Annotated in this window: 19 protein-coding genes; 2 read left to right on the top strand and 17 right to left on the bottom strand. The window is 60.6% G+C overall.

The window, feature by feature from the left end:
• Positions 1–36: 36 nt before the first annotated feature.
• The 5 genes from fabG to LCH65_RS10995 form a co-directional block, all read right to left on the bottom strand.
• Positions 37–780 (bottom strand): 3-oxoacyl-ACP reductase FabG, encoded by a 744-nt coding sequence (fabG, locus tag LCH65_RS11015; RefSeq protein WP_003318510.1) that lies wholly within the window; start codon positions 778–780, stop codon positions 37–39.
• Positions 781–795: 15 nt separating this feature from the next.
• Positions 796–1,734: an ACP S-malonyltransferase gene (gene fabD / locus LCH65_RS11010; protein ID WP_025990978.1), complete on the bottom strand. Its 939-nt coding sequence runs from the start codon at positions 1,732–1,734 to the stop codon at positions 796–798.
• A gap of 116 nt (positions 1,735–1,850) precedes the next feature.
• Positions 1,851–2,873 (bottom strand): phosphate acyltransferase PlsX, encoded by a 1,023-nt coding sequence (plsX, locus tag LCH65_RS11005; protein ID WP_003430984.1) that lies wholly within the window; start codon positions 2,871–2,873, stop codon positions 1,851–1,853.
• Between the two features lie 4 nt (positions 2,874–2,877).
• Complete coding sequence (gene rpmF / locus LCH65_RS11000; RefSeq protein WP_003179396.1) at positions 2,878–3,060, bottom strand: 50S ribosomal protein L32; 183 nt, start codon at positions 3,058–3,060, stop codon at positions 2,878–2,880.
• A gap of 13 nt (positions 3,061–3,073) precedes the next feature.
• Positions 3,074–3,601, bottom strand: coding sequence for a YceD family protein (locus LCH65_RS10995; protein WP_002552687.1), 528 nt, complete (start codon positions 3,599–3,601; stop codon positions 3,074–3,076).
• A 106-nt stretch (positions 3,602–3,707) separates the two neighbouring features.
• Between LCH65_RS10995 and LCH65_RS10990 the strand changes: the two genes are divergently transcribed.
• Positions 3,708–4,286 (top strand): nucleoside triphosphate pyrophosphatase, encoded by a 579-nt coding sequence (locus LCH65_RS10990; RefSeq protein ID WP_003430981.1) that lies wholly within the window; start codon positions 3,708–3,710, stop codon positions 4,284–4,286.
• Positions 4,287–4,341: 55 nt separating this feature from the next.
• Here LCH65_RS10990 and sppA read toward each other — a convergent pair whose 3' ends face one another.
• The 3 genes from sppA to rluC are packed head-to-tail and all read right to left on the bottom strand — an operon-like array spanning position 4,342 to position 6,973.
• The gene (gene sppA, locus LCH65_RS10985; protein WP_003368394.1) at positions 4,342–5,340 is read right to left on the bottom strand and encodes a signal peptide peptidase SppA; all 999 of its coding nucleotides are present in this window, start codon (positions 5,338–5,340) and stop codon (positions 4,342–4,344) included.
• A 24-nt stretch (positions 5,341–5,364) separates the two neighbouring features.
• The gene (locus LCH65_RS10980; RefSeq protein WP_003430979.1) at positions 5,365–6,027 is read right to left on the bottom strand and encodes an HAD-IA family hydrolase; all 663 of its coding nucleotides are present in this window, start codon (positions 6,025–6,027) and stop codon (positions 5,365–5,367) included.
• Positions 6,017–6,973 (bottom strand): 23S rRNA pseudouridine(955/2504/2580) synthase RluC, encoded by a 957-nt coding sequence (gene rluC / locus LCH65_RS10975; protein ID WP_161428649.1) that lies wholly within the window; start codon positions 6,971–6,973, stop codon positions 6,017–6,019. Before rluC ends, LCH65_RS10980 begins: the two co-directional genes overlap by 11 nt.
• A 726-nt stretch (positions 6,974–7,699) precedes the next feature.
• Between rluC and rne the strand changes: the two genes are divergently transcribed.
• Positions 7,700–11,017 carry a ribonuclease E gene (gene rne / locus LCH65_RS10970; RefSeq protein WP_226439451.1) on the top strand — a complete coding sequence of 1,106 codons (3,318 nt, stop codon included), beginning with the start codon at positions 7,700–7,702 and terminating at the stop codon, positions 11,015–11,017.
• Between the two features lie 153 nt (positions 11,018–11,170).
• Here rne and murB read toward each other — a convergent pair whose 3' ends face one another.
• The 9 genes from murB to LCH65_RS10925 form a co-directional block, all read right to left on the bottom strand.
• Complete coding sequence (gene murB, locus LCH65_RS10965; RefSeq protein WP_003430975.1) at positions 11,171–12,190, bottom strand: UDP-N-acetylmuramate dehydrogenase; 1,020 nt, start codon at positions 12,188–12,190, stop codon at positions 11,171–11,173.
• A 34-nt stretch (positions 12,191–12,224) separates the two neighbouring features.
• Positions 12,225–12,989 carry a 3-deoxy-manno-octulosonate cytidylyltransferase gene (kdsB, locus tag LCH65_RS10960; protein ID WP_003317470.1) on the bottom strand — a complete coding sequence of 255 codons (765 nt, stop codon included), beginning with the start codon at positions 12,987–12,989 and terminating at the stop codon, positions 12,225–12,227.
• Positions 12,986–13,171 (bottom strand): Trm112 family protein, encoded by a 186-nt coding sequence (locus tag LCH65_RS10955; RefSeq protein WP_002552679.1) that lies wholly within the window; start codon positions 13,169–13,171, stop codon positions 12,986–12,988. Before LCH65_RS10955 ends, kdsB begins: the two co-directional genes overlap by 4 nt.
• 17 nt (positions 13,172–13,188) lie before the next feature.
• A complete protein-coding gene (lpxK, locus tag LCH65_RS10950) occupies positions 13,189–14,184 on the bottom strand; it encodes a tetraacyldisaccharide 4'-kinase (RefSeq protein WP_226439450.1) in 996 nt (331 codons plus the stop codon).
• Positions 14,184–14,615 carry a biopolymer transporter ExbD gene (locus LCH65_RS10945; RefSeq protein ID WP_003317468.1) on the bottom strand — a complete coding sequence of 144 codons (432 nt, stop codon included), beginning with the start codon at positions 14,613–14,615 and terminating at the stop codon, positions 14,184–14,186. The genes lpxK and LCH65_RS10945 overlap by 1 nt, the downstream gene beginning before the upstream one ends.
• Positions 14,612–15,328, bottom strand: coding sequence for a MotA/TolQ/ExbB proton channel family protein (locus tag LCH65_RS10940; protein WP_063613806.1), 717 nt, complete (start codon positions 15,326–15,328; stop codon positions 14,612–14,614). The genes LCH65_RS10945 and LCH65_RS10940 overlap by 4 nt, the downstream gene beginning before the upstream one ends.
• A 42-nt stretch (positions 15,329–15,370) precedes the next feature.
• Positions 15,371–17,587, bottom strand: coding sequence for a DNA internalization-related competence protein ComEC/Rec2 (locus LCH65_RS10935; RefSeq protein ID WP_226439449.1), 2,217 nt, complete (start codon positions 17,585–17,587; stop codon positions 15,371–15,373).
• Between the two features lie 136 nt (positions 17,588–17,723).
• Positions 17,724–18,512: an ABC transporter permease gene (locus LCH65_RS10930; protein ID WP_096105609.1), complete on the bottom strand. Its 789-nt coding sequence runs from the start codon at positions 18,510–18,512 to the stop codon at positions 17,724–17,726.
• Positions 18,509–19,441, bottom strand: a complete 933-nt coding sequence (locus LCH65_RS10925) for an ABC transporter ATP-binding protein (RefSeq protein ID WP_003317464.1) — start codon at positions 19,439–19,441, stop codon at positions 18,509–18,511. The genes LCH65_RS10930 and LCH65_RS10925 overlap by 4 nt, the downstream gene beginning before the upstream one ends.
• Between the last annotated feature and the right edge of the window lie 62 nt (positions 19,442–19,503).

Raw genomic sequence — 19,503 nt, 5'->3', positions numbered from 1 at the left:
AGCTCGTATGACATTTTTTTGAAACAGGTCGTCACATTAGCTCATGTACATGCCGCCGTTAACAGGGATTGTGGCCCCGGTAACGTAGCCTGCGCCTTCGGACGCAAGAAAAGCGACTACGTGCGCAATCTCTTCGGCTTGCCCCAAACGGCCCAGGGGTATCTGGGTAATCAGTGACTCACGCTGAGCCTCAGGCAGCTCACGCGTCATGTCGGTGTCGATGAAACCCGGTGCCACCGAATTCACGGTGACCGCCCGCGAGCCCACTTCACGGGCCAGAGCCCTGCTGAAGCCTTCCAGACCGGCCTTCGCGGAAGCATAGTTTACTTGACCGGCGTTGCCCATGGCACCCACAACCGAACCAATGCTGATAATACGTCCCCAACGCGCCTTGGTCATGCCACGCAAAACGCCCTTGGAAAGACGGAAAAGGCTGTTCAGATTGGTGTTGACGACGTCATACCATTCGTCATCTTTCATGCGCATCATCAGGTTATCACGGGTGATACCGGCATTATTGACCAGAATCAACGGTGCGCCAACGCGCTCCTGAATGGTGGACAGGACCGAATTCACAGACTCGGCATCACAGACATCCAGCATCAGGCCAAAGCCTTCGATGCCGTTTTCCTTGAACGTCGCACTGATGCGCTCGGCGCCGGACTCTGACGTCGCGGTGCCCACGACAACAGCACCGTTGCGTCCCAATTCCAGAGCAATGGCTTGACCAATGCCGCGACTTGCACCGGTTACCAGTGCCACTTTACCTTGAAGGCTCATGCAGGCTTCTCCTAATCAGGCCAGTGCCGCGCGCGCGGCGGCAAAGGCGTCCGGGGTATCAAGGTTGTAGGTAATCACGCCGTCGGCGCAACGCTTGTTCAGACCGGCCAGCACTTTGCCCGGACCGCACTCCACAAGTTGGGTCGCACCGCGACTCGCCAGACATTGAATGGATTCGACCCAGCGTACCGGCTTGTACAACTGCTCCAGCAAATCACGCTTGAGCGTCGCCAGATCACTGACAGCACTGGCACTGACGTTTTGTACCAGCGCGATTTCCGGCGCCTGCCATTCGATGGCCTCAACAGCCTCGGCGAAACGTTCCGCGGCCGGGCGCATCAGTTCGCAGTGCGATGGCACGCTGACCGGCAACGGCAAGGCGCGCTTGGCACCACGGGCCTTGCACAGCTCCATGGCACGCTTGACGGCCTCGGCGGAACCGGCAATCACCACCTGACCCGGCGAGTTGAAATTCACGGCACTGACGACTTCGCCCTGCGCCGCTTCGGCGCAGGCTGCGATAACGTCGGCATCATCCAGACCCAGAATGGCGGCCATGCCGCCCTGACCCGCTGGCACCGCTTCCTGCATCAACTGGCCGCGACGCTCGACAAGCTTCACGGCGTCGGCCAGGCTCAGGCTTTGCGCGGCCACCAGTGCGCTGTATTCACCCAGGCTGTGACCGGCGACGAACGCAGGAACCGCACCGCCCTCGGCCAGCCACACATGCCACAAGGCAACGGAAGCGGTGAGAATGGCCGGCTGGGTCTTGTCGGTCTGATTGAGCAGCTCGGCAGGACCGTTCTGAGTCAATGCCCACAGGTCGTAGCCAAGGGCTTCGGAAGCCTGCTCGAAAGTGTCGAGGATCAGCGGATGCTGTGCGCCTTGCTCGGCGAGCATACCGAGCGATTGCGATCCTTGACCCGGAAAGACGAATGCGAGGGATGCAGACATTTGACAAGCCTCTGAATTATTGTCGCCAAAATGGGCGTCCGGACAGGCCGAACGCGAGAATTCTAATTTACATGACTGATCGGTTGGATGACTGACCAGTCTGATGCGTCACATTTTCAGGTTCGGCCGTCCTGAAACATCGCTTCAAGCCGCCCCTTCAAACGCTCTGGCAGGTTTTCACGGGACTCGACGACCGCTCGCTGAATCGCACTCTGAAAACCTGAAACACTGGCAGAACCGTGGCTTTTCACCACGACCCCCTGCAACCCGAGCAGGCTCGCACCATTATGACGGGCGGGTGCCAGATCGGTCTGCAAGCGCTTCAGCAAGGGCAACGCCAGCGCGCCGACTGCCCTGCTGAGCAGATTACGCTGGAACAGCGCCTCGATTCTGGCTGCAATCATGGTCGCCAGCCCCTCACTCGACTTGAGCAATACGTTGCCGACGAAACCATCACACACCACCACGTCAGCCTCCCCCCTGTACAACCCGTCGCCTTCTACATAACCAATGTAGTTAAGTCCCGACGCAGACTGCAAAAGACCGGCAGCACGTTTGACCTGCTGATTGCCCTTGATGTCTTCCGTGCCCACGTTGAGCAAGGCCACTCTGGGCGTTGCGACACCGAGGATCTCGGCAAGCACCGAACCCATCACTGCAAACTGATAGAGCGCCTCGGCACTGCAATCGACGTTCGCCCCCAGGTCCAGCAGTTGGCAATGACCCGAGCAAGTGGGAATGGCTGCGATCATTGCCGGGCGGTCGATCCCTGGCAAGGTCTTGAGCACGAACCGGGAAAGCGCCATCAGCGCACCGGTATTGCCGGCACTGACACAGGCCTGGGCCTGACCGCTGGCCACCAGCTCGAGAGCAACGCGCATGGAGGAGTCAGGTTTGCCACGCAACGCCTGAGACGGACGCTCGTCCATCGCAATCGTTTCACTGGCATGAATGACACGCAGGCGCGAACGGTCCACGGCTTCATGAGCAGAGACGAGTTCTTCAATAAGGGGAGCTTGGCCGACAAGGGCCAGGTGAAGCGAGGGAGTAGCTGTCAGGCACGCGAGGCTTGCCTGAACAATGTTGCGGGGACCGAAGTCCCCGCCCATTGCGTCGATCGCGATGATCGGAGCGGACAAGAAATTACTCGTCAGCGCCCTTGTCGATCACTTTACGACCACGGTATACGCCTTCTGGCGATACGTGGTGACGCAGGTGAACTTCACCAGTGGTCTTTTCTACCGACAGAGTGCTTGCCTCAAGAGCGTCGTGCGAACGACGCATGTCACGGGCAGAGCGGGATTTTTTGTTCTGCTGAACAGCCATAATTGATTAACTCCTAAACGTTTGGGTCACGCTTTAACTGCGCCAATACACTGAACGGGTTGGACCGCGTTACCTCGTCCACGCTCGGTTCGGGCTCATCGAGACCCGCCGGTTGCTGGCATTCTTCAGGATGATGAGCAGGCACAATGGGCAAGGCGAGCAATAGCTCCTCCTCGATCAATGCCAGCAGATCCAAAGGATCTTCGCCCAGTTCCAGCACGTCATAACCTTTCGGTAACGACTGGGTATTCGCACCCTCCTTCACCACGGCGTAACTGCATTCGCTGTGGATCGGCAGGGTCACCAGCTCAAGACAACGCTGGCAAACCATCTTGACCGGGACGTCTATCGAACTGTGGATAACCACAGAACGGCGTTCGTCACGCTCAAAAACGAATTTCGCCTGCACCGTACCGACAGTGTCGGCCAGCGGGTCGCAGAGTCTCTTCAGATCGCCCAGCAGCACTTCACCCTGAAGGGTAGTGCCGCGATCGGACAATTTGCGCGGGTCAACGTGAGATGGAATCGGGTCATTCAACATAGGCGCAGCATTCTAGGGATGCCCCCCGGGCATGTCAAAGGAAATTCAGGCCTGTTCGTCACTCCGGCCACTCTTTAGAATCAACGCTCAGCCTACGGAGAACCGCATGCCATCCCTGCTCCTCGCTTCCAGCTCCTCATACCGCCGCGAACTGCTCGCCCGCCTGCGCCTGCCATTCACCTGCAGGTCTCCGGATATCGATGAAAGCCGGCGACCGAACGAGGCCGCATTCGACCTCGTACAGCGCCTTGCCCGGGAGAAGGCCCAGGCGCTGGCCGCGGAACATCCACACCACCTGATCATCGGTTCCGACCAGGTCGCCGTTCTCGACGAACAGGTCCTGGGCAAACCGCACAGCTTCGAACGCGCACTGGAACAGCTGACGGCAGCGAGCGGCAAAAGCGTGACCTTCCTGACCGGTCTGGCCCTGCTCAACAGCTCGACCGGCGAGTGCCAGGTCGACTGCGTGCCTTTTACAGTACACATGCGCGAACTCGACCGGGCCAGCATCGAACGCTACCTGCATGCTGAACAGCCCTATGACTGCGCAGGCAGCTTCAAGGCAGAAGGCCTTGGCGTCAGCCTGTTTCGCAGCACCGAAGGCAGCGATGCGACCAGCCTGATCGGCCTGCCGCTGATACGCCTGGTGGACATGCTAATAAAGGAAGGCCTCAGCGTACCCTGAGACTCAGACAAAGAACCCGGCCATCGGCCGGGTTCTTTATTTCCGCATCAAGCCATCAACGCAGGCTTGGGCCGTTGAAACCGACCAGCATGGCAATTCGCTCGGCGATACTGGTGCCGAGTTTTTTCGAAAAGCGATCAAAAGGCGACTCTTCGACGGTGTACTCGACGATGTCCTTTTCCTTGATTACGTCACGCGCAACATAACTTGCACTGCCCAGACCATCCACCAGACCCAGCGCAACAGCCTGCTCGCCGGTCCAGATCAGCCCGGAGAACAGCTCCGGGTGATCCTTGTCCTTCAGCCGGTCGCCACGACCCTGTTTGACACTGGCGATGAACTGGCGATGAGTCGTGTCCAGCACACCCTGCCAGAACTGCGTTTCATCAGCCTTCTGCGGCTGGAACGGATCAAGGAATGCCTTGTGCTCGCCGGAAGTATAGGTACGGCGGTCAACGCCGAGCTTATCCATGGCACCGACAAAGCCGAAACCTGCTGCCGTCACACCGATCGACCCCACCAGACTGGCCTTGTCGGCGTAAATCTGGTCAGCGGCACTGGCGATGTAATAAGCCCCCGAAGCACCGAGATCGGTAATGACCGCATACACCTTGATGTCCGGCTTCGCCGCGCGCAGACGACGGATTTCGTCGTAGACATAGCCCGACTGCACAGGACTGCCACCCGGGCTGTTGATTCGCAGAATCACACCCTTGGTCTTTTCATCCTCGAAGGCCTTCTGCAGCGCAGTGACAATGTTCTCGGCACTGGCCGCTTCCTTGTCGGCAATCACGCCCTGCACATCGATCAGCGCAGTGTGGCTGGAACGACGAGAAGTGCCGCCCTCGAAATCCAGCATCGGGACGATCACTGCAACAAACAGGAACGCGAACGTCAGCAGCTTGAAAAAGATCCCCCAGCGACGCGCGCGGCGCTGCTCCTGAACACTGGCCAGCAGCGTCTTTTCAAGAAGCTTCCAGCTCTTCGCCTCTTCCCTGCCATTGATGCCCTCGTCCGCGCCTTGCGAAACGGGTGCCTTCCATTCGTCAGACATGTTCCAATCACTCCAACCCGAAAACTAGACGCTGCGCCCGTTCAACCAGGTGCGCAGCTCGGAAAAATGCTCGATAGCCAGCCGCGGCTCGAACTGACGCAGCGACTCCAGCGGCTGAGCGCCATAGCCCACCGCAACCGAATCCATACCGGCGTTGCGAGCCATCAGCAGATCGAACGAAGCATCGCCGATCATCAGCGAACGCTGCGGCGTAACCTCACAGTGCGCCATGATCTCGTTCAACATCAGCGGATCAGGCTTGCTGGCGGTCTCGTCGGCTGCCCGGGTGACATCGAAGTAATCCTGCCAGCCATTGGCCTTCAGCACACGATCAAGCCCACGACGCGCCTTGCCGGTAGCGACCGCCAGACGATAGCCGTCCTCGCGAAACGCCTGCATCGACTCCACCACACCGTCGAACAGCGGCGACGGCACGTTATCCATCGCCATGTAACTGTCCGCGTAGTGCTGCCGAAAATCGATCAGCTGGTTGCCGCTGATCTGCGGATACAGGGTTCGAATCGCCTCGGGCAGCCCCAGGCCAATAATCCCCTTGATCGCCGTATCGTCGCGAACTTCAAGGTCGGTCTCGATGGCCGCCGTGCGCATGGACAGGACGATGCGCCCGACCGAGTCGGCCAGTGTGCCGTCCCAGTCGAAAATCAACAGATCGTAATCACGGCGCACTCAAACGCTCCACTGTTTTGACCCACATGTCATCGACAGGCGCCTGCACATTAAGCTTGCTGCCATCGGGCATCGGCACCGTCAGCATGTAGGCGTGCAGAAACAGACGCTTGCCGCCCAGATCGCGAATTTCGCGACTGAAATTCTCGTCACCGTACTTGGTGTCACCTGCAATCGCATGACCCGCGTGCAAGGTGTGCACGCGGATCTGGTGGGTACGTCCGGTGACCGGCTTGGCTTCGACCATGGTGGCAAAGTCGCCAAAACGACGCAGCACCTTGAAAATCGTCAGAGCCTCCTTGCCCTGTTCATTCACTTCGACCATGCGCTCGCCGGAGCGCAGGTTGCTTTTCATCAGCGGCGCACGCACCTGCTTCAGGGCCGTTGCCCAGTTACCGCGGACCAGCGCCATGTAGCGCTTGTCGACGCCGTCGCCGCGCAGGGCTTCGTGCAGATGACGCAGCATGCTGCGTTTCTTGGCAATCATCAGCAGACCGGACGTGTCGCGATCGAGACGGTGCACCAGTTCGAGCTCCTTGGCATCCGGGCGCAACTGGCGAAACGCTTCGATCACACCAAAACTCAGGCCGCTGCCGCCATGCACGGCGATACCTGCGGGCTTGTTGAGCACGATAAGCGCCTTGTCTTCGTAAACGATCGCAGCTTCGAGACGCTGCAACAGTGCCTGCGCGACCGGCACAGGCTCGTCGCGCTCAGGCACGCGCACAGGAGGAATGCGCACGATATCGCCTGCCTGCAACTTGTACTCCGGCTTGATCCGCCCCTTGTTCACACGCACTTCGCCTTTGCGCAAAATGCGGTAAATCAAGGTTTTGGGTACACCCTTGAGATAAGTGATCAGAAAATTATCGATGCGTTGACCGGCAAGTTCCGGGGCAACCTCAACCAGCTGGACGCCGGGGGTTGGGGGGGCAATATTCGTCATGCCGCAAATGATAACAATTTTTTATGGATTTGAAGCACTTAATGATTGCTGCTATAGTCGCGAACGCCGCCAAAAGCGGCCGGACAGCGGACCAACGGTTGACAACCGGCCCTGACCAACGCAATTCACAAGGACGGGAGGCCGTCCTACGCAGTGTTCGGTGACAACGGAGCACGCTGAAAACGTAACAAGCGCAGGTGACATGAGGCCGGAAACACGCCTGACAGCAGAGCAGACAGCTCGCGGCCAGTGCGGACAGTTCATGGCCAGTTCACAAAGTGCAGTCGCTTTCAGACGCTACGAGCGAATGCTTCGGGAACAACGCCTCAAGCCATGATGCGCGACCTTCCCTATCGAAGGTCGCGGTAAATGCCAACCCGCTGCGGATTCTGCGCGCGGCAGCACCCGAATTATCAGGGATACGTGTAGGGTGGAGACGCACAACCATCGGACTGTGTAGCACAAGGCTTGTTCTAGACGCTTCATCTCGTCCGCTACCGATGGTCGATTCCTCCTCCTGACAAAGCTTTTGCTGAAAGGGGTGTCTTATGCCACCACAGCAAGCAGGAAACGTCGTCGCGACCCTCCGCCCCCTCTGGGCGAGGACCTCGCTAGACACTGGAGTGTCCAACCACTCCTGACGTGCCCTGACACCGACCGTGAGAAGTCGTGTGTGCCGAACGCCGTTTCCGGCAGCCCGGAAACCGACGGTACTACATGAAAAGAATGCTGATTAACGCAACTCAACCCGAAGAGTTGCGTGTTGCACTGGTAGACGGCCAGCGCCTCTACGACCTGGACATCGAGTCAGGTGCACGCGAGCAGAAGAAAGCCAACATCTATAAAGGCCGAATCACTCGCATCGAACCCAGCCTCGAGGCTGCCTTTGTCGATTTCGGCTCTGAGCGCCATGGCTTCCTGCCCCTCAAGGAAATCTCCCGCGAGTACTTCAAGAAAGCCCCTGAAGGCCGCGTCAACATCAAGGACGTTCTGAGCGAAGGCCAGGAAGTCATCGTTCAGGTCGAGAAAGAAGAGCGTGGCAACAAGGGCGCAGCCCTGACCACCTTCATCAGCCTCGCAGGCCGCTATCTGGTTCTGATGCCGAACAACCCTCGTGCCGGCGGTATCTCGCGCCGTATCGAAGGCGAAGAGCGCAACGAACTGCGTGAAGCCCTCAACGGCCTGATCGCGCCAGCCGACATGGGCCTGATCGTTCGTACTGCCGGCCTGGGCCGCAGCAGCGAAGAAATGCAGTGGGACCTCGATTACCTGCTGCAACTGTGGACCGCCATCAAGGAAGCGTCCCTCGATCGCTCCGCCCCTTTCCTGATCTACCAGGAAAGCAACGTCATCATCCGCGCCATCCGTGACTACCTGCGTCAGGATATCGGTGAAGTCCTGATCGACAGCATCGAAGCCCAGGAAGAAGCGCTGACGTTCATCCGTCAGGTGATGCCGCAGTACGCCAGCAAGATCAAGCTGTACGAAGACAGCGTTCCGCTGTTCAACCGCTTCCAGATCGAAAGCCAGATCGAAACCGCCTTCCAGCGCGTAGTCGAACTGCCTTCCGGTGGCTCCATCGTCATCGATCCGACCGAAGCCCTGGTGTCTATCGACATCAACTCGGCGCGCGCCACCAAAGGCAGCGACATCGAAGAAACCGCCCTGCAGACCAACCTTGAAGCGGCTGAGGAAATCGCCCGTCAACTGCGTCTGCGTGACATCGGCGGCCTGATCGTCATCGACTTCATCGACATGACGCCGGCCAAGAACCAGCGCGCCGTGGAAGAGAAAGTCCGCGAAAGCCTGGAAGCCGACCGTGCCCGCGTGCAGATCGGTCGCATTTCGCGCTTCGGTCTGCTGGAAATGTCCCGTCAGCGCCTGCGTCCATCGCTGGGCGAAAGCAGCGGCATCGTCTGCCCTCGCTGCAACGGCACCGGCATCATCCGTGATGTTGAATCGCTGTCGCTGGCCATCCTGCGCCTGATCGAAGAAGAAGCCCTGAAAGACCGCACTGCCGAAGTGCGCGCTCAGGTGCCGATTCCGGTCGCGGCTTTCCTGCTCAACGAAAAACGCAACTCGATCACCAAGATCGAACTGCGCACCCGTGCGCGCATCATCATTCTGCCGAACGATCAGCTGGAAACGCCGCACTTCGAAGTTCAGCGTCTGCGTGATGACAGCCCTGAAGCGCACAGCAGCCAGACCAGCTATGAAATCGCTGCTGCCGCTGCCGAAGTGGAAGAAATTGCACCACTGGCCGCCGCAACCCGCACCCTGGTTCGTCAGGAAGCGGCCGTCAAGACTGCTCCGGCTCGCGCCAATGCGCCGGTCCCGGTAGAAGCCGCTGCCCCTGCGGCAACGCCTGCACCGGCACCTGCCGCTCACGAGCCAAGCCTGTTCAAGGGTCTGGTGAAATCCCTGGTCAGCCTGTTCGCGACCAAGGAAGAGCCTGTCGCTCCGGTTGTGGTTGAGAAGCCTGTTGCAGAACAGCGTCCAGCCCGCAACGAGGAACGCCGCAACGGCCGCCAGCAGAGCCGTGGCCGCAACAATCGCCGCGACGAAGAGCGCAAGCCTCGTGAAGAACGCGCCCCCCGCGAAGAGCGTGCAGAGCGCGCACCTCGTGAAGAGCGTGCTCCGCGTGAAGAACGTGCACCTCGTGAAGAGCGCACCGTTCGCGAACCGCGTGAAGCGCGCGAGGAGTCGGCACCGCGCGAAGAGCGTCCAGCCCGTACCACCCGCGAGCGCAAGCCGCGTGAAGCGCGCGAAGATCGCCCGGTTCGCGAACTGCGCGAGCCTCTGGATGCAGCCCCTGCGGTGAACCTCGCTCGCGAGGAGCGTCCTGAACGCGCACCACGCGAAGAGCGCCAGCCGCGCGCCCCTCGTGAAGAACGTCAACCACGCGCCGAACAGGCCGCGGCTGCCGTGAGCGAAGAGGAAGTGCTGCTCAACGAAGAGCAGATCAATGACGAGAACCAGGAAGGCAACGACGGTAGCGAAGGCGACCGCCCTCGCCGCCGCTCGCGTGGCCAGCGTCGTCGCAGCAATCGTCGTGAGCGTCAGCGCGATGCCAATGGCAACGTGATCGAAGGCTCCGAAGAGAACGGCAACGAAGAAGAAGGCAGCGCCACCGACCTGTCGGCGGGTCTGGGCTTCACCGCCGCAGCTTCCGCTGCCAGCAGCGTGATCAGCGCGCCTGCCGAAGCCGACGCGCATCAGCAGGCCGAACGTGCCAACAGCAACGCCGCCGCTGCAGACGCCGAGCCAGCGCATCAGGCAGCTGCTGCCAAAGCATCTGCGACCGAAGCGCCTGTGACTGAAACGCCAGTAGCTGAAACGCCAGCCACCGAAGCACCGGCTGCCGAAAAAGCACCGACCGTTGCCGAACCGACTGTCGAGGCACCTGCCGTTGAAGCCCCTGTAGCGGACGATGCTCCTGTAGCACAGCCTGCTCCAGAGGTTGAAGTTCAGCCAGCAGCGGTCGAAGCCCCGGCCATTGCTGCGCAGTCCGAACTGTTCGAAGCACCTCACGCAGAACGCGTAGTGCCGTTCAAGCCGACGCCAGAGCCAGCACCACAGGCGCCGGTCGAAGCGGCGGCTCATGAGGAAGTGCCAGCCACCGAATCATCCGAACTGCCAACGCCTGCACCTGCTGCTGCCGTCGAGCCGGTAGCCGTGAAAGAAGAGCCTGCTCCTTACGTCGCGCCTCAGCCGGTCGTTGAAGAACAGGCACCTGCCCCACTAGAGCAGGCACCTGCGGCTGAAGAAGCAGCGCCTGCACCAGTGGTCAGCAGCACGGGCCGCGCACCGAACGATCCTCGTGAAGTTCGTCGCCGCAAGCGTGAAGAAGAAGCACGTCGTCAACAGGAAGCCGCTGCTGCCAGCGCTCCAGTCGTCGAGGCAGCGCCTGCTGCCGCTGAAGCAGAATCGGCCCAGCCTTCACCGGCAGCCGGGGAAAAGACCGAAGAAGCGGACACTGAGCAACCAGCAGTCAAACCGCAACATGAAGCCGAGAAAGAAAACGAGCCTAAACCACTCGCCTAATCCCGGCCCATGAAAAAGCCCCGCCTGTTTGCACAGGCGGGGCTTTTTCATGCCCGTTGATTGAGGGCTGCACTGCGTTCATCTTCAATACACAGCGCTTGATCTGATCCCTTCGCGAGCAGGATCGCCCCACAAGAGACCATCTTCAGGCTATCAGTAGAGGTTCGGCTCCATCTCCAGCTCGACACCGAAACGTTCGGCGATGTCGGTCTGGATACGGCGCGCCAGACTCAGCAGCTGCAAGCCACTGGCCTGCCCATAGTTGACCAGCACCAGCGACTGAAGCTTGTGCACGCCAGCATCACCATCGCGATAACCCTTCCAGCCCGCCTGCTCGATCAGCCATCCGGCCGCCAGTTTCACCCGGCCATCGTCCAGCGGGTAGCCTACGACACCTGGGTGTTGCTGTTTGATCGTTGCGTACAGTTCGGCAGGGATAATCGGGTTTTTGAAGAAACTGCCGGCATTGCCCAGCACCGCGGGGTCAGGCAGCTTTTCACTGCGAATGGCGCAGATCGCACGGCTGACATCGAACGGCGTCGGCCGATCAATACCCAGCTCGTCGAGACGCTGACGAACCGGGCCATATTCGAGGTGCAGGCGAGCTACGCGACTGAGCTTAAAACGCACACGCAGGATCAACCAGCGCGCGACCTGATGCTTGAACACGCTGTCGCGGTAGCCGAACGCACAGTCCTGCAGAGAAAACTCGCGCAATTCGCCGGTTTCACGATCCAGCGCAGTCAGGCTATGGAAGACATCCTTGATCTCGACGCCATAGGCACCGATGTTCTGCATGGGTGCCGCACCAACGGTGCCTGGAATCAGACTGAGGTTTTCCAGCCCCGCCAGCCCTAGCTCCAGACAGGACTGCACGAACGGATGCCAGGGCTCGCCAGCCTCTGCCTCGACAATCGACTCGAGACAGTCCTCATGCACGATGCGAATGCCGCGGCTGACCATGCGTACGACCAGTGACTGCACGTCAGCGCTGAGCAGCAGGTTGCTGCCACCGCCAATCACCAGCAGTGGCACATCGTGCTCGGCCGAATAGGCCAGCGCCTGGCGAACATCGTCATCGCTGTGCGCTTCGGCAAATAGCCGGGCTTGAACATCCACACCGAACGTATTGAACGGTTTGAGGGAAATCGCGGATTGCACCTGCAAGGTCATACCCTCGCCTTCCCGAACCAATGGACGCAGCGCATCAACCCTCCAGCAAGCGCCTTACGCGCTCCAGGTCTTCAGGCGTATCAACGCCACCGGGTGGCGCTTCAAGCGCGTCGGCAACGTGAATCCGCACGCCATTCCACAGCGCACGCAATTGTTCCAGGCTTTCAGTGTTTTCCAGCCAGCACGGCCCCCAACTGACGAAGTCATGCAGGAAGCCCGCACGGTAGGCATAGATACCGATATGCCGACGATAAGGCACACCGGCAGGCAATTGGTCACGATTTGCTGCGAGCGCATCGCGCGCCCATGGCAAGGGAGCCCGGCTGAACGTCAGCGCCAGGCCGTTGATGTCCGTAGCCACCTTGACGATGTTGGGGTTGAACAACGCGGCCACGTCGTCGATAGGTTCGGCCAGCGTAGACATGCCAGCTTCGGGATGGGCGGCCAGATTGGACGCCACCTGATCGATCACCGCAGGCGGGATCATCGGCTCGTCGCCCTGCACATTGACGACAATCGCGTCAGCCGCCAGGCCCAATTGCGCGGCCACCTCAGCCAGACGATCGGTGCCGGAGTTGTGATCGTCGCGCGTCAGCAGCACTTCGGCACCAAAAGCCTGACAGGCTTCGACAATGCGCGCATCGTCAGTGGCAATCACCACACGTTCGGCGCTGCTCTTGCACGCCTGCTCCCAGACCAGCTGAACCATGGGTTTGCCGGCAATGGTTTTCAGCGGCTTGCCCGGAAAGCGACTGGAGCCGTAGCGCGCCGGAATGACAACGGTAAACGCTGCGGTCATTTTTCCAGCCGCTCGTCGGTGCTCAGGGTACGAGCTTCGCTTTCGAGCATCACCGGGATGCCGTCGCGCACCGGATAGGCAAGACCTGCGCCCTTGCTGATCAGCTCGGTCTTGTCGGCGCTGAGCTTCAATGGTCCCTTGCAGACAGGGCAAGCGAGGATATCGAGTAGTTTGGTGTCCATAGGAGATCCTGAAGCAATCATGGAGAAAGACGTAGAAGTTGCTGGTCGAACCAACCGACAAAGGCATCGGAAGGTAGTGCATCCACTGCCAGATACCACCAGTCATCAGCGGCAAAGGCACGGCATTTCACCGCATCCTTCTCGGTCATGACCAAGGGCAACGCAGGTGCAAATGTCAGCGCCTCGGCGCTGTAGACAGCATGGTCGGCGAACGCGTGAGTCACCGGTTGCCAGTGTAATCCTTCGAGGGTATTGAAGAAACGTTGGGGATTGCCGATTCCGGCGACCGCATGCAGCGCCTGACCGGCCGGGAAATAATCCACCGGCTGACGTTCGCCACTGCGCAGATTGATCAGCGCCGAAGGCTTGAGCCTGAAGGCGTAGCCGTCGTTCCTGTCAGCCGTCGCGCCGTTATAAAGCAAGGCGTCGACACTGCTCAGCCGCTCGACCGGTTCGCGCAACGGCCCGGCAGGCAGACAACGGCGATTGCCCAGACCACGGGCGGCATCGATCAGCACCAGTTCCAGGTCGCGGGCCAGACGGTAATGCTGCAAGCCGTCGTCGGAAAGAATCACATCCAGTGGTTCGGCAGCGAGCAAGGCCTGTACAGCACGACTGCGATCCGGATCGATCATCAGTAGCACGCCGCAGCGCTGAACGATGAGCAGGGGCTCGTCCCCTGCCTCGCTGGCACTTTGTTCAGGCAGGACGCGCCACGGCAGGCTTGGCGGCGTGGCGCCGTAACCGCGGCTGACCACACCGACACGCAGGCCGCGACGGCGGCAGTGCTCGATCATCCAGAGAATCAACGGCGTCTTGCCAGTGCCACCGACGGTGATATTACCCACCACGATAACCGGCACAGGCGCGCGGTAGATATCCCCCTCGCCCGCCAGAAACCGCGCCCGTTTGCGCTCTACGACACGCCGGTAAAGGCCTTCGAGCGGGCGCAACAGCGACAGCGCAGGGTGGCCCTTGTACCAGGCGTCGAGCAAACGGTCAGTGAATGCCATCAGTTAGCCGGTGTGGCCTCGACAGTGGTCATGCGCAAGTGACTGAAGCCCAGCTTGCCCGCCGCATCCATGGCCGTGATGACCGACTGGTGCGGGGTCTTGCCATCGGCACTGATCGACAGCGGCAGACTGGTATCGCCCCCCGACTCGCGCTGCAGCGCTTCGATCAGCGTTGCCAGGTCGTTTTTCGGCAACAACTGATTGTTCAGCGAGAAAATCCCGTCGGCGTTGATGGCGATGTCCAGCTGTTTGGCGCTGGCGTCCACGTCCGGCGTTCCGGTAACGGCCTGTGGCAGATCCACCCGCAACTGGGTTTCGCGAGTGAAGGTGGTCGTCACAATGAAGAACAGCAGCAGGATGAACACCACATCAATCAGAGAGACCAGATTGATGTCGATGTTTTCCCGGGGTCTGCGACGGCGAAATTTCACTTCTTCTTGCCCCCGCCCGCTCTGGCCAGCGACTTGAGATCGATCTTGGCGTCGATCAGATCGACATCGCGGTCGCCCTGCACCACTTCAACCAGACGAATGGCCTGTTGCTCCATGCCGACCACCAGCTCATCGACGCGGCTCTGCAGAAAGCGATGAAAGAAGATCGCCGGGATCGCGACGATAAGACCCGACGCCGTACAGATCAGCGCCTTGGAAATACCACCTGCCAGCACACCGGCGTTGGCGGTGGCCCCGGAGCTGTTGAACGAGCCGAAGATATCGATCATGCCCAGCACGGTGCCCAGCAAACCAAGCAGCGGCGCCATGGCAGCGATCGAGCCCAGTGCGCTGAGGTAGCGCTCCAGCTCATGAATGACCCGCGCAGCGGCTTCTTCGATGCATTCCTTCATGATCTCGCGACCATGCCTGGAATTGGCCAGACCTGCGGCCAGGATTTCACCCAGCGGCGAGTCCGCGCGCAGCTGCTTGAGCTTTTCGCTGTCCAGCTTCTTTTCCTGAATCCACTGCCAGACCTGCCCGAGCAGGTGCGGTGGGGTGATACGGCTGGCACGCAACGTCCACAGGCGCTCGATGATGATGCCGGCGGCGGCGATGGAGCTCAGAATAATCGGCAGCATCATCCAGCCGCCAGATTTGACCAGTTCCCACACAGTGATCACTCCCTCGAAAAATTGGCGCCACTCTACCATAGGGTCGCCAAGTGCCGAACGCCGAGATCGATATCCATTCACTCAATCACGCCAGAAGCGCCGTTGCGCGCGCTCGGCCTGTGGCGTTCCGAACGTCCCCAGTTGCAGGCGGACCGCACCCAGCTCGGCACTGTCGTAACTGGCGATGCCCAGGCCTCGATAGCGCGCCATGACCAACGGATGCGGGTGACCGAACGCGTTATTGCGACCACGGGAAATCAGCACGCCTACCGGTGCCACGGCGCGCAGAAACGCTTTGGACGACGAGGTTCGGCTGCCGTGATGTGGCGACTGCAACCAGTGAGCACGAAGGTCGAACCCGCTGTCGATTGCCGCGCGCTCGGCGTTCACATCGATATCGCCGGCCAGCAGCAGACGCTCGCCCCCGGCGTCGACGCTGAGGATGCAGGAGGCTGGATTGCCATTAGGCCCCTGCTCCCAGCGCCACGTGGAAAACACCACGCCATCCCACTCCCAGCGTGCACCGCTCTCGCACAATCGGGCATCGAGTTGCGGCGCGAGTCTGGCCAGCTCGCCACCCAGCACCCGGCTCACCGGAAAGGCCTGATGAACCGCCGCCGCACCTCCGGCATGGTCTGCGTCGGAATGGCTGATCAACATCAGGTCAAGATGGCGGACACCTGCCTTGCGCATGGCGGGCACGACCACGCGCTGACCGATATCGAACTCACCGAAACGTGGACCTGCGTCATACAGGAGTGTGTGGTTGCGGGTGCGCAGGAGAATCGCCAGGCCCTGCCCCACATCCAGTTGCAACACGTCTACCTGGCTTTCAGGCACTGATTCGAGTGGCGGAAAAACGCACAGCAACAGCAACGGCCAGCCCAGCGGCCGCACGGGTATGCCCTTGGGCAGCAACAAGAGCAAGGCCCCGAGCAGGCTCAACCACCATGCCCAGATTGGCACCGCACTGGGTAACCAGGCCGGCAATGCGGCAGCCACCGCGTCGAGGAACACGAACAGCCACTGCAGCGCCCCGCCCGCCAGCCACAACAGACCTTCCCCGACCACAGGGACCGGCAGCAACAGCGTTCCGAGCAATGCCGGAGGCAGGACGATCACGCTGACCCAAGGGACGGCAAGCAAGTTGGCAAACGGCCCACTGAGGCTGATCGGCAGGTTCAGCGCCAGCAGGATCGGCAACAAGCCGACGGCGATCAGCCATTGCGCCCGTGTCCAGCTTTGCCACCAGTTCCAGGCGCCGAGACGTCCGCTGAAAATCAGGATCAGAATGCCGACCGCTGCGAAGGACAGCCAGAAACCCGGCTGCAGCGTCACCAGCGGCTCGAAGATCAGCACCGTGTTGAAGGACAGCAACAAGGGCCAGACCACGCCCAGATGGCGAAAACGCAAGCGCCACAGCAGCACCATCGCGACCATCACACAAGCGCGCCGGACCGGCACCTCGAAACCGGCCAGCAGTCCGTAGCCCAGTGCAGCGCTGAACGCCAGTGCACACGCCCACGGCAGCCAGGGCAAAAAGCGCGGCCACAGCCCCCAGCGCGCCAGGCCTGCGACCAAGGCGTAAATCACCCCGGCCAGCAACCCGATGTGCTGACCGGAAATGACCAGCAGATGCACAGTGCCGGTATCCTGCAACACCTGCCAGTCGGTGCTCGATAGCCCTGAGCCATCGCCCAGCACCAGCGCTGCCAGACCACCCTCCCGGCCCTGCGCATCGACCGCCAGCAGGCGCTGACGAATGGCATCGCGCCAGGCGGCACGCGCGGGTGCCAATAGCTGACCATCCACTACCGTGCCGGTCGCACCGATGCGCTGCGCCAGCAGCCAGGCTTCATAGTCGAAAGCATCCGGATTGACCAGCCCGGCCGGTCGCTTGAGCTTGACCGCCATACGCCAGCGCTCGCCGCTGCTCACCGGCTGGCCGCCGTACCAGGCCACCCTGATTCGCGCGGGCAGCCTGGCACGTCGTGACGTGGCACCTTCCAGCTCGAAACGCACCACACCTTCGGCGACACTCGGTAAACCGACCACCTTGCCCTGCACCCACAGCGTCTGACCATCGAGACGCGGCGCCAACCGGTCACTCAACGCCCACTGCGCCGACACGCAGGCCCAAGTGAAACCGAGCAGGAACAACGCCAGTGGATAGGTACGGAACGGCAGCAGCATCGACGCCAGTATCGGCATCAACAGCAATAGCCAGGTCGGCGGCAACGCCGGTAGAAAACGCAGGGCAAGCAGCCCGAGCGCGAGCGCGATCATCCCTGTGCGCATGACGGTTCCTTGCAGCGGAAAGCCTAAAGGATCAGCGCACCGGGGAAATGTCGGAAGAGGTGGTGTGTTGCAGAATCTAAACGGCCGCTCCCGGCCAGCGCTCGACCCGCCAGCCTGGCGGGTCGAAGCCAATGTGTTACTGACGCATACCGCGACCGCTCACCAGCAACCTGGCGCAGCCGATATACAGCACGAAGGTCGCCACGATCATGAACGCCAGAGCGATGCTGATCTTGATGTCGGAGACGCCCAGAATGCCGTAGCGGAAGGCATTGACCATGTGCAGGACCGGGTTGGCCAGCGACACGGTCTGCCAGAACGGCGGCAACAGGTTGATCGAGTAGAACACGCCACCCAGATAGGTCAGCGGGGTCAGGACGAAGGTCGGAATGATCGAGATGTCATCGAAGTTGCGTGCAAACACTGCGTTGATGAAGCCCAGCAGAGAGAAAATCGTCGCGGTCAACACCACCACCAGAATGGTCACGCCCAAGTGGTGCACTTGCAGGTCGGTGAAAAACATCGACAGCATGGTGACGATGAAACCGACCATCAGACCACGCAACACACCGCCCAGGGTGTAACCGACCAGAATGGTGTGCGGCGAGACCGGCGAGACCATCAGTTCTTCGATGGAGTGCTGAAACTTGGCACCGAAGAAGCTCGAGACCACGTTGCCGTAGGAGTTGGTGATCACCGACATCATGATCAGCCCCGGCACGATGTACTGCATGTAGGTAAAGCCGCCCATGTCGCCGATCTGGCGACCGATGAGGTTACCGAAGATGACGAAGTACAGAACCATGGTGATGGCTGGCGGCAGCAGGGTCTGCGGCCAGATCCGCATGAAGCGGTGCACTTCACGGTAAACGATGGTTTTCAGGGCAATCAGGTTGGGGCGCAACTCGCCGTTGGCTAAGGTCATACCGCCACCTTCGCGAGGTTTTTTTCCACCAGGGACACAAACAACTCCTCAAGGCGATTGGATTTATTACGCAGGCTCAAGACTTCGATGTTCTGGAAGGCCAACTGGCTGAACAGCGCAGTGATGCCGACGTTCTTGTCGACCTGCACTTCCAGGGTGTGGCTGTCGAGCAGGCGGCAAGGGAAACCGGGCAGTTGTGGCGCGGTCTGCCAGGAGGCCTTGAGATCGAGCACGAAAGTCTCGACGGTCAACGTGCTGAGCAGCTGCTTCATGCCGGTGTTCTGCACGATCACCCCGTGGTCGATGATGCCGATGTTGCGGCACAGCTGTTCAGCCTCTTCCAGGTAGTGCGTGGTGAGGATGATGGTGATGCCTTTGCTGTTCAGCTCGGTCAGAAAGGTCCACATCGAACGGCGCAACTCGATGTCCACGCCTGCAGTGGGTTCGTCGAGGATCAGCAGGCGCGGCTCGTGAATCAGCGCACGGGCGATCATCAGACGCCGCTTCATGCCGCCGGACAGCGAACGTGATGGCACATCGCGTTTTTCCCAAAGCCCCAGCTGCGTCAGGTACTGCTCGGCGCGCTCTTTGGCGATTTTCGCCGGGATGCCGTAGTAGCCCGCCTGAGTGACGACGATGTCCAGGGTCTTCTCGAACTGGTTGAAGTTGAACTCCTGCGGCACGACACCGATGCAACGCTTGAGCGCAGCGGGCTCGCGATCCAGGTCGTGGCCAAAGATGTTCACCGTACCGCTGGTCTTGTTGACCAGCGTCGAGATGATGCCGATGGTGGTGGATTTGCCAGCGCCGTTGGGGCCCAGCAAGGCGAAGAAATCACCTTCGGCGACGTCCAGATCGATGCCATTCAAGGCCTGGAAACCGTTGCCGTAGGTTTTGGTTAGCTGCCGAATGGACAGAGCGGAAGACATATCGGGAAAGGTACTCATCAGAAAAAGGAATTGAAGATGACTGTCACCAGCCGCCTGCCGTG

Origin of the sequence: Pseudomonas sp. MWU16-30316, assembly GCF_020515645.1 — a bacterium.
Classification (GTDB): domain Bacteria; phylum Pseudomonadota; class Gammaproteobacteria; order Pseudomonadales; family Pseudomonadaceae; genus Aquipseudomonas; species Aquipseudomonas cerasi.
This window is presented reverse-complemented; position numbering and strand designations above follow the sequence as displayed.